Here is a 12,473-nt window from a genome sequence, read left to right on the forward strand (position 1 = left end):
CCGCGCGAGGCGTGAACGGGCCGGACCGGGGCAGCATCTCGGTCATGGTCGCCATCACCGCCGTCAGCCTGGTCGCCGTGGTCGGCCTGGTGCTCGACTTCGGCGGCCAACTGCGCTCCACCGAACGGGCCGACGCGCTCGCCCAGGAGGCCGCCCGGGTGGCCGGCCAGCAGCTCGACATCACCAAGCTGCGGGCCGGCGGCGGCTACCAGGTCGACCCGAAGCAGGCGGTCTCCGCCGGCCGGGCCTACCTCGCCTCGCAACACGTGTCCGGGAGCGTCGACTTCCCCAGGTACCCCGACCTGAGCGAGATCAGCGTCACCGTCGACACCACCTACCCGACCGCCCTGCTCGGCGCGGTCGGCATCACCTCACTCTCCGTGCAGGGCCACGGCAAGGCCACCCTGCTGCACGGCATCACGGAAGGGAAGACCGGCTGATGGCCGCGCGCGGAGCCGACGACCAGCACCGCAAGGGACGCCGAGCGCGGCGCCCCGAGCCCACCGCCGGCACCGGTACCGGCACCGGCCGTGGCGGACGGCGCCCGGTGCCGTCCGCCGCCGGGCGGGGCGGCCGGCGGGGCACCGGGAGCTCGGTGCTCGCCGCGTTCGGCGCCCTGCTGGCCCTCGTCCTGCTGCTGGCCGGGGTGCCCGCGCTGCTCGGCTACGGCACCCTCGCCGTCGCCGCGATGGGCGACCCCGTCCACGGCGACCTGATCGCCGCCCTCACCAGCCCCGACGACGGCAGCCTGTTCCTGTGGCTGCTGGTCGGCCTCGGCTGGATCGGCTGGCTGTGCTTCCTGGTCTCCGTCCTGGTCGAGATCCCGGCCCAACTGCGCGGCCGGGTCGCCCGCCGGATCCCCGCGTTCGGCTGGAGCCAGCGGATCGCGGCCGGCCTGGTCGGCTCGGTGATCGCACTGCTCCCGGTCGCCGGATCGGCCTTCGCCGCCACCCCCGAGACCGCCCAGCGCCCGGCCGCCGTCGCCCAGTTGCAGGCCGCCCCGGCCTACGCCGCGCTGCCCGCCGGCGCGCCCGCGGCCGCGCCCGCTGCCGACCCGCAGCAGGCCGTCTACACCGTCCGCGACGCCCGGCCCGCCGACAGCCTGTGGTCCATCGCCGAACGCCAACTCGGCTCCGGCGAACGGTGGACCGAGATCGCCAAGCTCAACGCGGGCCGCCCGATGGACGATTCGGGCACCCGCTTCGACGCCGACCGGCCGATCCAGCCCGGCTGGCAGCTGCTGATGCCCGCCGACGCCAAGCCCGACGCGAACGCCCCCGCCGCCCAGCCCGGCACCGCCACCCCGCCCGCGCCGCCCGCCCTGCCCGCCGGCACCTCCGCGCAGGCCGGCCTGCCCGCGCACGGCAGCGTCACCGTGCACTCCGGCGACTCACTCTCCTCCATCGCCCAGCGGGAGTTGGGCGACGGCGACCGCTGGCCCGAACTCTTCGACGCCAACAAGGGCGCCACCGCCCCCGACGGCGAGAAGCTCACCGACCCGGACGTGCTCGCCCCCGGCATGGTGCTCACCGTGCCCGGCGCCAACCAGGCCCCGGCACCCGAGAGCCCGGCCCCGGCGACCCCGGCCCCGGCTACCCCGACGCCGCCGGTCGAGGCCCCGACCCCGCCGCCGGCCGCCGCGCCGACGCCCGCGCCGACGGCCGCCACCCCCGCGCCCGAGCAGAGCCCCGCCGCCCAGTCGCCGGCCGCGCAGTCGCCGGCCGTCCAGTCGCCCGCGCCGCAGGACTCCGCGTCCGCCGCCAACCTGCCCGCCGTCCGCGAGCAGCACACCGCCGCCACCGGCAACGGCGACTACACGGTCGCGCTGGCGGCCTCCGGCGTCGGCGTGCTGATGGCCGCCGCGCTGATCGCCCTGGTCGCCCGCCGCCGCACCGACCAGCAGCGGGCCCGCCGCCCCCGGCACCGGATCGCGCTGCCCCCGGCCGCGGCCGGCCGGATGGAGTCCGAGCTGAAGGCCCGGCAGGACGAGCACGGCCTGGAGCTGCTCGACCGGGCGCTGCGCACCCTGAGCCGCAACGTCGTCCGCGGCGAGAAGCGGCTGCCCGCGCTGGTCGCCGTCCGGGTCACCACCGTAGGCACCGTCGAACTGCACCTGGCCGCACCGGCCGTGCCGATCGCCCCGTTCCGGGCCGCGCACGCCCCCAACGTGTGGTGGTGCCCGACCGACTCCACCGAGCTGCTCTCGGCCGCGCAGGCCGCCAAGCACGCCGCCCCCTACCCGGCGCTGGTCACCCTCGGCGCCACCCCGGACGGCTCGACCGTCCTCGCCGACCTGGAGACCGTCCGGCTGGTGCACCTCTCCGGGCACCCCGACGACGCCGAGGACGTGCTGCGCAGCCTGGCCGTCGAACTGGCCCACAGCCCGCTCGCCGACCGCCTGCACCTGCACCTGGTCGGCATCGCCACCGACCTGCCCACCGCCGGACCCGCCGCCGACCGGGTGCACCACCACCCCACCCTGGAAGCCGCGTTGGCCGCCCTCGGCCCGCGCACCGCCAAGGCCCGCGCCACCCTGATCGGCGCCAACGTCGGCAGCCCGCGCGAGGCCCGCAGCCGGGGCAGCGCGAACGAGGCGTGGCTGCCCGAGATCGTGCTCTCCGCGCAGCCCCCGGCCGGCACCGTGCCCGCCGAACTCGGCCGCCTGCTCGACGGCCGCCCGCGCACCTGCCTGGCCGTCCTCACCCGCGCCCCCGAGCGCGGCGCCGGCCCGGTCGCCCGCTGGACCCTCCCCGCGACCGGCCACGCCGCGCTGCCCGGCCTGCACCTCAGCGTCGAACTCCAGCGCCTGAACCGGGAACAGTACGACCGGATCGGCGAACTCGTCCGCTCCTCCGGCGACTTCACCCAGCACCCGGCCCCCGAATGGACCCTCGACGGTCCGCACAACGGCCCCGAGGAGGACGAGGAACTCCCGCTGCCCGTCCCTGCGTTGGCCGCCGTCGGCGCCGCGATCGGGGCCGTCCCCGCACCGTTCGGCACCGACGCGCCGAGCCTCGGCCTGAGCGACACCGAGACCCGGTTCGACGGCACCCTGGACGCCCGGCTGATCGCCCTGCTCGGCGGCCCGACCGGGCCGGAGGCCACGGCCGCCGGAGCGGCGTCCGGAGCGGCGTCCGGTGCGTCGATCGGCACGGCGCTCGCCGCGCTCACCGAGGCGCCCGCGAAGACCAGCCTCGACAAGCCGGGCACAGGCTCCTCCGGGGCCGGGGCCGGGGGGACGAACGGGGGAGCGGACGGGACGGGCGGCGGCGACGCGGCCGGGCCCCGGCTGCTGGCCCGGGTGGTGCCCACCGGCAGCAGCCCGTTCGCCGGACTGGTCCCGACCGCGCCCACCAACCCGTACGCGGTCGTCCCGGTGCTGCCCGTGCAGCCCGCCGCGCCCGCGCCGGGGTCCGCGCCTGTCGCGGAGAGCGCCCCCGCCGTCGAGGACGCCGCCCCGGTGGAGCCGGTGGAGAACGCCCCCGCCGAGCCGCGGCACGCCGCGAACGGGCAGGCCCGCAAGGTCACCACCCCGCCGCACGGCACGCCGGTCGATCCCCGGATCGCCGCCGCGCTGCCCGCCGACCCCGCTGTTCCCGCCGACTCCGCTGTTCCCGCGCAGTCGCCGAACCCGCCGCAGGACGTACTCCCGCCGCTGGCAACCGAGTTCACGCCCGAGCCCGCAGCCGGGTCCACGCCGGAGCCGGTGGTCGAGCCGATCGCGGAGCCCGAGCCCGGGTGGGAGCCCGAGCCCGTCGCGGACGGCGGCACCCGGTCCTTCGAGCTGGCCGCCCCCGCGCCGGTCGAGCAGCAGCCGGTCGAGTGGCCCGTCGAGCAGCCGTTCGAGCAGCCCGCCGCGCCGGCGGGGCCGCCGCCGGCGCCCGAGCCGCTGCCCGTCCACGACCAGGCGGCCGCGCCCGACCCGCGTTCCCCGGCCCGGCCGTCCGCCCGGCCCGGGAGCGGTCCGGCCCGCACCGACAGCGACGACCTGTTGGCGATCCTGCGTTCCCCGGAGGCCCACCACCTGCGTTCCGCGCCGCGGATCCGGGTGCTCGGGCCGGTCGACGTGCTCGGTGCGGCCGGCCGCACCGACCCGGCGGGCCGCCCCCGGCTCACCGAGCTCGCCGCGTACCTGGCACTGCGGCCCGGCACCGAGCACACCGCGATCGACCGCGACATCCACCCGGGCGCCGCGCACCTCGACCCGCGGGCCACCGCCGAGCGCCTGGCCGACCCGCTGCCCGCCAAACTCGCCGCGCTGGCAGGCTGGTTGGGCATCTCCCCGGAGGGCCGCGGCTACCTCGGCGCGGTGCCCGCCGACACGTACGCGCTGGCGCCGACGGTCAGTTGCGACTGGGACGAGTTCCGCAGCCTGTACCGGCGCGGCATGCGCTCCACCTCCAGCACCGCCGACGCGGCCCTCGCGCACGCCCTCGCCCTGGTCCGGGGCGCCCCGTTCGCGGAGGCCCCGGCCGGCACCTACGGCTGGGCGGAGGCCGAACGGCAGGACATGCTGGCCGCGATCGTCGACACCGCGCACGAACTCGCCGCCCGCCGCCTCCAGTACGGCGACCACCGCACCGCCGAGGCCGCGATCTTCCGCGCCCTCGCGGTCGCCCCGGAGGTCGAACTCCTGCACCGCGACCTGTTCTACGCCTACGCCTCGGCCGGCGCCCGCGACCAGCTCGTCCGCTCGGTCAACCGCCTCGACGCGCTCAGCCGCCGCACCGGCCGCGACCTCGACCCGGACACCGTCGCGCTGCTCCGCGACCTGCTCACCGGCAGCTGAGCCGGACCGGCGGTGGCCCAGTCCGGTCCGGGCCCGGTCGGGGGCGGCGGAGTCGCGGCGGAGGGCGGTGTTCGCGGGGGATCCCCCGCGAACACCGCCCTCCGCCGTGCCGGTGGCTAGCTCAGGCCCCGTGGCGCGGGGCAGGCGCACCTGCGCGCACGCACCGCCTCTGCCGCGATCATCGCGACCGCGAGGACCACGGTCGCCCAGGTGGCCTCCCCGTGCGTGTGGCCGGTCGCGACCCAGCCGGCGAGACCGGAGCCGGTGCAGGTGCCCAGCCTGTCCGCGATCCCGCTGCCCCGTGCCAGCTTCCCCAACGGGGGAACCGGCAGGGCGATGCGCCGCCAGCCACTGGCGGCTGTGGTGGTGGCGGCGGTGGTGGTGGCGGTGGTGCGTTCGCGGCTGTCGTCCTGATCGTCGAAGGACACGTCAACTCCTCTTCTCTGCTGGTCAGTCCGTCGACTTGGTGCCAAGCGACGGCGGACACCACCAACTCCACCACCCTGGGGAACCGAGGCCGCTAGCATGGTCCCAAGCGAGACTAAAACGGACTTACCGTGGAGTAATATTGGCGCGTCGCGCACGTCCCCTGGATCCCGCCAAGCCACTCGAGGCCTTCGCCGCCGACCTGCGCAGGTTGCGCGACTCGGCCCCTCCCCGAAGGCCGAAGGCCACCGGGCCGGAGCCCCTCGGGGTCGACCACGTCGTGGCGAAGCACGGGGTCGGTCGATCCAGCATCTACGCCGCCCTCGGCGCGAGGCGCCTGCCCTCGCGGACGCTGCTGCGCGCCATGGTGCTGGCCTGGGACCCGGAGGGCGAGGCGGCGATGGCGAGGTGGATGGACAGGAGGCGCGAGGTCGAGGAGGCACTCGGCCTGGACGAGTCCGCCACCGGCCGTTCGGCCGCGGGTGGTTCGAGTGCCGGTGCCGCCAAGCCCGCTGCGTCCGAAGGCGATCGGTCGACGCCGACGGGCAGGGCCGCGCCCTCGAAGCGGCCGCAGCCGGTCGGCGATCCATCGGCGTCATCGGCGTCATCGGTGCCGTCGGCGCTAAGGGCCGAGGTCAGGAGGCTGTACGAGGCGGCCGGCAGCCCCTCGTTGAGCGCCATCAGCACGGCCGTCCTGGCCGACTCCCAGAGCAGCGACATCAGCCCCGAGACCGTCCGGCGTGTCGTCGCCGGAGCTCGGGCGAAGCAGAACAGCGTCATGTCCGTCGTGCGCGCACTGGCTTCCCTCGGCGGCGACGACGCCACCGGAGCGGAGGAGAGGGCACGTCAACTGCACGACCTCGAGCAGCCCGAGGCGGAGGTCCGCTCCGAGGCGCGAGAAGACACCGGAGAGCCGCCACGGGTCGACCTCCGGGGAGCGGTCATCTACAGCCTCCAACTGACCGCGGGCGATGGGCAGATCATCGATCTGCGCAACTCGGTCCTGAACGCGCCGGTCCTACAAGCCGGGGATCAGCAGACCATCCGCATCAGCGGCCACCTGGTGGGTGGGGTGGCCGTGCAGGCGGGGGATCAGCAGGTCGTCCGTATCGGTGGCGACAGCGTGGGTGGGGTGGCTGTGCAGGCGGGGGACCAGCAGACCGTCCGCATCGGTGGCAGTGTGCGTCCGGCGCTGCCGGAAGGCGCGGGAAGCCTTGCGCCGGCCGTCGGTGACTCGGGCCTGCTCGACTCCCCGCACTTCAGCCTGGAGGGCCGCGCCGCCGTGCCCGGGCAGCTGCCCCGCAGGGGCTGAGTGGCTCCGGGGTCCGGGTGTCGCGGCCCGGGGGCGTGTCCGCTACGCCCGGGTGCAGGTGATGACGCGCTGCCCGCCGCCGAAGGTCAGCCGGATGGTGTCCTTCGTCACCTGCACGTCGAGGTCCCCGTCTCCGCCGACCTCGGCCCACCCGGACGCCAGGGGCAGGGTCCGGCTGAATCCGGCGGCAATCGTCTCCGGGACCTTGCCCACGGTGAGGGCGTCCGACTCCCGGCTCCCGTCGAGGAGCGAGACGACGCCGCCGTTGTACTGCCACTCTCCGGCGATGCCGCCCCACTGGGTGGTGTGCCGGCTGCCGTCGCCGCGAACGACGAGCCTGCCACGGTGGTCCTGGTCGGACTCGTAGGTCCTGGTGTCCTTCGCGAAGGCCACCAGGGTCTGTGCCTTGAGCTCCCCGCCCAGGTAGCGCAGTGCGTTCCGACGTCCCACCGAGTGGGCGAATCCTCCGATATCCATGCCGTCCCCCCCAAGAACGATCAGGAACCGTCAGGAGCCCTCAGGAGCCACCACACTACCGACCGGCGGCGCATGGCTGACGTCCCGTCATGGGCGGTGTTCAGCTGCCCGTGAGACGCCGGCGCCACCAGGCCGCCGCGTGCCAGGCGCCCGCCGGGGCGGCTCGCGGGTCGGGCAGGGTGCGGCGGCGGAACTCGGTGTCGAGCCGGTCGACGGCGGCGCGCAGCGGGGCCCCGGCGGGGCGGGGGAGCAGGCGCAGTGCCAGTTCGAGGGTGTCGCGGGCTTCGAGCGGGTCGCAGCAGGGGCAGTCGGACAGGGGGACGTACAGGTACTGGCCGGGCTGCCGGAGGAACCCCTCGTACGCGTGCAGGGCGTCGGCGACGGCGCCCGGCCACAGGCGCGCGGCCTCGAAGCGGCGGACGGCCGCGACCGTCCGTGCGGGCAGCCCCCGCAGCGGGCGGACGGGACGGTGCAGGGCGCGCCGCGGCACGGCGAGCAGGGCGCGGACGGCGCCGGGCGGCTTACGCGCCATCGGCCTTTCGGGGAGCGGTCACGGACCCCATGCTGGCAGAGCGCCCGCCGGCCGTCCGCCGGTTTTCCGCGAGCTCAGCGCTTCCGGCGGCGGCCGAGGCCGTGGGCCAGGGCGCCCGCGCTCAGCAGGAAGGCGGACAGGGCGGCCTGGGTGCCGAGCTCGGTGCCGGTGTCCGGGAGGCGGCCGTCGCCACCGGACGCGCTGAGCGCGGGAGTTGGCACGGGAGCCGGCGTGGGCGTGGGCGTGGGCGCGGGTGCGGGTGTGGGGGCGGTGACGGTCCAGTGGCCCTGGGCGTCGTTGTCGGTGGGGGAGGTGTCGGTGTCGGTGTCCGGGGTGGGCACGACCAGCGGGTTGAGGTGCTCGAAGACGGTGTCGGGGTAGCCGTCGCCGTCCAGGTCGGTGGCGGCGGACGGGGGAAGCGGCGCGACGTACGCGACGTTGTGCAGGTCCTGCGGGCTGCGGGCGCGGACGGTGGCGGTCAGGGCGGGGCCGTCGGTGCCGGCCGGGAGCTCGGTGGTGGCGGTGGCGGTGGCGGTCAAGCCGGAGACGGTGTGGCCGGGGCCGCTGAGGGAGACCAACTCGACCTCGGGCGGCAGCAGTTGGGTGATGCTCCAGCCGGCGGGGGCGGATCGCGGGCCCGCGTTGTGCGGGGTGAGAGTCCAGCAGATCTCGTCGCCGACCAGGTGCCCGGAGGACGGGTCGGGCCGCTCGGTGAGCGAGAGTTCGGCGCAGACGGTGGGGTACGGCGCCCGGGCGGTGGGCAGTTCGCGGACGGGCGCCGCCGCCGGCGTACTCCTCCGCCCCGTCGAGGTAGCCGGTGGCCCGGCAGGGCGCGCCCCAGTCGTTCCCAGGCGATCCGGGCGGTCTCCGCCCCCGTCACCACGGCCCGGACCGACCCTGCACCGGCCGCCACGAGCCCGCCGGCCAGGCCGGTCCCGTCACCGCACCCACCACGCCATCGCTGCCGCCAGCGCGGCCCAGCCGAAAGTCCTTTTCGCCTGGTGCCACCCTATTTCGACGGCATTCGCGGGCAGCCGAGGCGCGCGTGACCGGGCGGGCGCGGTGCCACGGGTGGCTGTGCGGGACCGGGTTCCGCCGGGGCCGGGGCCGGGGTCTGGCGGGCTCGGGGCCGTGCGGGGACGGGCCGTGCGGGACCGGTGCGTGTCGGGCTCGGGTTCTGGCGAGGCCGGGTCCTGCCGGGGGCGGCCCCGTCGTCCGTGTCAGCCCCCGTCGGTGTCGGCTCCGTCGGCGGCGGCCTCCAGGGCAGCGATGTCGAGCCGGCCCATCCGCAGCATCGCGGCGGTGGCCCGGCGGGCGCGCTCCGGGTCCGGGTCGCTGAGCAGTTCGGTCATCCGGCGCGGCACGATCTGCCAGGACAGGCCGTAGCGGTCCTTCAGCCAGCCGCACGGGCCCGGCGCGCCGCCGTCCGCCGTCAGCAGCTCCCAGTAGCGGTCCACCTCGGCCTGGTCGGCGCAGTCCACCTGCAGCGAGACCGCCTCGTTGAAGGTGAACTGCGGGCCGCCGTTCAGCGCCAGGAACTCCTGCCCGAACAACTCGAACGACACCAGCATCACGCTGCCCGGCTCGCCCGGCCCCGCCGCCGAGTAACGCTGCACGTCGGTGACCCGCCCGAACTCGAACACCGAGGTGTAGAACTCGGCGGCCTGCTCGGCCTGGTCGTCGAACCACAGGAAAGTGGTGATCTTCTGCGCCATCGGGAGGCTCCTCCGTTCCCGCACGGTCACCCGGCCGGTCGGCCGGACCCCTCCGACGGTAGGACGCGCGCGGCGGAACGCGGCGCAGGCGCGTCCGGGCGCGGGGCGGCCGGGGCCGAGTGGCCGGGGCGGATGGTCGACCGCCCGGTCGTGTCAGGATGGACGGCATGACCCTCCCCGAGTCGGCACTCCCCTCCGCGGCGGCGCAGGAAGCCGAGGATGCCGCCCAGAACGCCCTGGCCGCACCGCTGTTGGCGCTCTTCGCGGACCGCCTGTCGGCCGCCGTGCCGGTGGACGCGCTGTGGGCGCACGGCTCGCTGGCACACGGCGACTACCGGCACGGGCGCAGCGACCTCGACCTGGTCGCCGTCCTCCCGGCCGCCCCCGACGAGCCGGTGCGCGAACGACTGGCCGCGCTGCACCGGGAGTTGATCGCGGACCGGCCCGACGCGGTGCGGCTGCACTGCGCGTACGTGCCGCGCACCGGACTGGCCGACCCGGCCGTCGCGCACTTCGCCTTCGCCCAGGAGGAGCCGATGGACCGCCCGGTCACGGCCGTCACCCGGCGCGAACTGCTGGACGGCGGACGGGTGTTGGCGGGCGAGGCACCGAGCGCGCTACTGCCGCCGGTCGACGACGCCGAACTGCACGCGCACATCCGGACCGACCTGCGGGAGTTCTGGTACCCCGTCACCGCGCGGCCCGAGCCCTGGCAGCGCGACATCTGGGTCGACCACGGCCCGGTCACCGCCGTCCGCGCCACCGTCGCCCTGCGCGAGGGCCGGCTGATCAGCAAGCGCGAGGCGATCAGCCGCCTGCCCGCCCTGGGCGCCCCGGCCGGCCTCGCCGCGGACATCGCCGCCCGCCGCTACGGCGTCCCGCCCGCCCTGACCCCCGAGGCCCGGGACGAACGCGCCGAGCGGGCCCGGCTGTTCACCCGCGAGCTGATCGAACGGGCACTGGCCTGAGGGGTGTCGGCCTGGACGGTGTCGGCCTGGGCGGTGTTGTCGGGCCGGTGGGTGTCGGGCCGGGCGGGCCTCATCCGGCGTCGGCGAACAGCGCGGTGAGGCGGGGGAGCCGGGCGGCGGACTCCTCGGAGGTCCAGGCCGGGTCGGCGAACCCGGCGTTGCACGGGCTGTCGTGGCCGATCGCCTCCATCGCCTCCTCCAGGCCGTCCTCCTCGCCGGTGAGGCGCTCGTACGCCTCCTGGGCGCAGTAGTCCACCGACTCCCAGTCCGGGAAGTCGTGGTTCTCCCAGCGGCGGTAGGGCAGGGCGGCCAGGCGGCGGAGGGCCGGGTGACCGGCCAGGGCGTCCGGGTCGTGGACGGCCAGGTGGTGGGCGTCCTGGCCGAGACCGATCAGCCAGGCGTGGAAGTACCAGAGGCTGTCGTCGCTGACCCGGCCGCGCAGGACGAGCTTCGCCACCGCCAGGGTGGCCGGGGTGTCCAGCGGGGCGCGGGCCTCGTCCAGGCGCAACTGGAAGTCGAGGACCTCGGGCAGCGGCAGCCCGGCGAGCCGGTCGGTCAGCCGGTCGGCGCGGGTACAGGGCAGGTCGCCCGCCGCGCTCGACTCCACCAGGGTCCAGAAACCGTCCGTGTCCATGGTGGGGATCCTCGCAGCTATCGGTGACATGTCATGGGTTCGGGTTGGTGACGTGTCACGGTTTCGGGCCGGGCCGAGTCCGAGTCGGTGACGTGTCACGGTTCGGGGTGGCGGATAGGTGACGCGTCACCGGTTGGGGCCGGTTGGGGCCGGTCGGGGCAGCCATCCGTGACATGTCACGGGTCTGGGTCGGTGACGTGTCACGGTTCGGGGTCGCGGATGGGTGACGCATCATCGGTCGGGGTCGGGTAGGGCGGTCATCGGTGATATGTCACGGGTCCGAGTCGGTGACGTGTCACGGTTCGGGGTGGCGGATAGGTGACGCGTCACCGGTTGGGGCCGGTCGGGGCAGCCATCCGTGACATGTCACGGGTCTGGGTCGGTGACGTGTCACGGTTTCGGGCCGAGCGAGCCTCGCCCGGCCGGGCGCGGCCGGGGTCGGTGACGTGTCACGGATCAGGGCCAGCAGATAGGTGACATGTCACGGGGCGGCTCGGCTCAGCTCGGCTCGGGTCGGCGATAGGGCGGGGAAACGATGACACGTCACGGGCTTGACCTCAAGCGGACTTGATGTCACAGGATCGCCGTCAGGCCGGAACGACCGGCCCGCGAACGGGCGGAGAGACGATGCGCGCGGTGTGGTTGCGGGAGTTCGGCGGGCCCGAGGTGCTGGTGCCGGGGGCCGCGCCCGATCCGGTGCCGGGGGAGGGGCAGGTGCTGATCGACGTCGCGCACGCCAACCTGACCTTCGTCGAGACCCAGTTCCGGGCCACCGGGCGCGGGCCGTTCGCCGGGCGCCTGCCGATGATCCCGGGGAACGGGGTCGGCGGCACCGTCACCGCGCTCGGCCCCGGCGCCGACCCCGGCTGGCTGGGGCGGCGGGTGGTCTCCGCGACCGGCGGGAGCGGCGGGTACGCCGAACTCGCCGCCGTCCCGGCCGAGGGCCTCCACCCCGTTCCTGACGGCCTCCCGCTGGACGCCGCCACCGCCCTGCTCGCCGACGGCCGCACCGCCCGGCTCCTGCTGGAGACCGCCGCGCCCGCACCCGGCGAACGCGTCCTGGTGACCGCCGCCGCGGGCGGGGTCGGCACGCTGCTGGTCCAACTCGCCACCGCCGCCGGCGCCCACGTCGTCGCCGCCGCCGGCGGCCCCCGCAAGCTCGCCCTCGCCGCCGAACTCGGCGCCCCCGAGACCGCCGACTACCTGCGGCCCGACTGGGCCGACCGGATCGCCCCCGTCGACGCCGTCCTCGACGGCGTGGGCGGCGCGCTCGGCCGCGCCGCCGTCGACCTGCTCCGCGACGGCGGGCGCCTGATCAACCACGGTCTGGCCGGCGGTGCCTGGACCGACCTCCCGGCCGACGAGGCCGCCGCCCGCCGCCTCACCGTCCTCGCCCTGCGCCCCACCCCCGCGAGCACGCGCGCCGCCACCGGGCACGTCCTCGCCGAAGCCCGCGCGCACCGGCTGCGCCCCGTCATCGGCCGCCGCTTCCCGCTGGAGCGCGCCGCCGACGCGCACCGCGCCATCGAGGCCCGCGACACCCTCGGCAAGACCCTGCTGGACGTCGACGGCTGAGGCCCGCGACCGGGCGGACGGGGGAGCGGCGGCCGGGCCGGGCGC

At 76.3% G+C, this 12,473-nt stretch carries 11 protein-coding genes; 5 read left to right on the forward strand and 6 right to left on the reverse strand.

Going from position 1 to position 12,473, the window contains the following annotated elements:
• Nucleotides 1–11 precede the first annotated feature (11 nt).
• Together KSE_RS31780 and KSE_RS38970 are read left to right on the forward strand one after the other, a co-directional pair.
• Nucleotides 12–440, forward strand: a complete 429-nt coding sequence (locus KSE_RS31780; protein WP_033260136.1) for a TadE/TadG family type IV pilus assembly protein — start codon at nt 12–14, stop codon at nt 438–440.
• Entirely contained in the window at nt 440–4,789 is a 4,350-nt protein-coding gene (locus KSE_RS38970) for a LysM peptidoglycan-binding domain-containing protein (protein ID WP_014139486.1), read from the forward strand. Before KSE_RS31780 ends, KSE_RS38970 begins: the two co-directional genes overlap by 1 nt.
• A 116-nt stretch (nt 4,790–4,905) precedes the next feature.
• On the opposite strand, the gene KSE_RS41605 is transcribed toward KSE_RS38970, so the two are convergent.
• Nucleotides 4,906–5,217 carry a hypothetical protein gene (locus tag KSE_RS41605; RefSeq protein WP_033260137.1) on the reverse strand — a complete coding sequence of 104 codons (312 nt, stop codon included), beginning with the start codon at nt 5,215–5,217 and terminating at the stop codon, nt 4,906–4,908.
• Between the two features lie 278 nt (nt 5,218–5,495).
• Between KSE_RS41605 and KSE_RS31795 the strand changes: the two genes are divergently transcribed.
• A complete protein-coding gene (locus KSE_RS31795; protein WP_148283185.1) occupies nt 5,496–6,527 on the forward strand; it encodes a hypothetical protein in 1,032 nt (343 codons plus the stop codon).
• Between the two features lie 42 nt (nt 6,528–6,569).
• Here the strand turns inward: KSE_RS31795 and KSE_RS31800 are convergent, their stop codons facing one another.
• From KSE_RS31800 to KSE_RS31815, 4 genes are all read right to left on the reverse strand, one after another.
• Nucleotides 6,570–6,977 carry a hypothetical protein gene (locus tag KSE_RS31800; protein WP_014139489.1) on the reverse strand — a complete coding sequence of 136 codons (408 nt, stop codon included), beginning with the start codon at nt 6,975–6,977 and terminating at the stop codon, nt 6,570–6,572.
• A 127-nt stretch (nt 6,978–7,104) separates the two neighbouring features.
• A complete protein-coding gene (locus KSE_RS31805) occupies nt 7,105–7,536 on the reverse strand; it encodes a hypothetical protein (protein WP_014139490.1) in 432 nt (143 codons plus the stop codon).
• Between the two features lie 74 nt (nt 7,537–7,610).
• Nucleotides 7,611–8,387: a hypothetical protein gene (locus KSE_RS31810; protein ID WP_331457854.1), complete on the reverse strand. Its 777-nt coding sequence runs from the start codon at nt 8,385–8,387 to the stop codon at nt 7,611–7,613.
• A 369-nt stretch (nt 8,388–8,756) separates the two neighbouring features.
• Entirely contained in the window at nt 8,757–9,251 is a 495-nt protein-coding gene (locus KSE_RS31815; RefSeq protein ID WP_014139492.1) for a VOC family protein, read from the reverse strand.
• A 167-nt stretch (nt 9,252–9,418) separates the two neighbouring features.
• Here KSE_RS31815 and KSE_RS31820 point away from each other — a divergent pair, with 167 nt between their 5' ends.
• Nucleotides 9,419–10,219 (forward strand): nucleotidyltransferase domain-containing protein, encoded by an 801-nt coding sequence (locus KSE_RS31820; RefSeq protein WP_081539700.1) that lies wholly within the window; start codon nt 9,419–9,421, stop codon nt 10,217–10,219.
• A 70-nt stretch (nt 10,220–10,289) separates the two neighbouring features.
• Here the strand turns inward: KSE_RS31820 and KSE_RS31825 are convergent, their stop codons facing one another.
• Entirely contained in the window at nt 10,290–10,853 is a 564-nt protein-coding gene (locus KSE_RS31825) for a DUF4240 domain-containing protein (protein ID WP_014139494.1), read from the reverse strand.
• A gap of 627 nt (nt 10,854–11,480) precedes the next feature.
• Here KSE_RS31825 and KSE_RS31830 point away from each other — a divergent pair.
• Nucleotides 11,481–12,428, forward strand: coding sequence for a zinc-binding dehydrogenase (locus KSE_RS31830; RefSeq protein ID WP_014139495.1), 948 nt, complete (start codon nt 11,481–11,483; stop codon nt 12,426–12,428).
• Nucleotides 12,429–12,473: the final 45 nt, after the last annotated feature.

The sequence above is a fragment of the Kitasatospora setae KM-6054 genome (genome assembly GCF_000269985.1).
Taxonomy (GTDB): domain Bacteria; phylum Actinomycetota; class Actinomycetes; order Streptomycetales; family Streptomycetaceae; genus Kitasatospora; species Kitasatospora setae.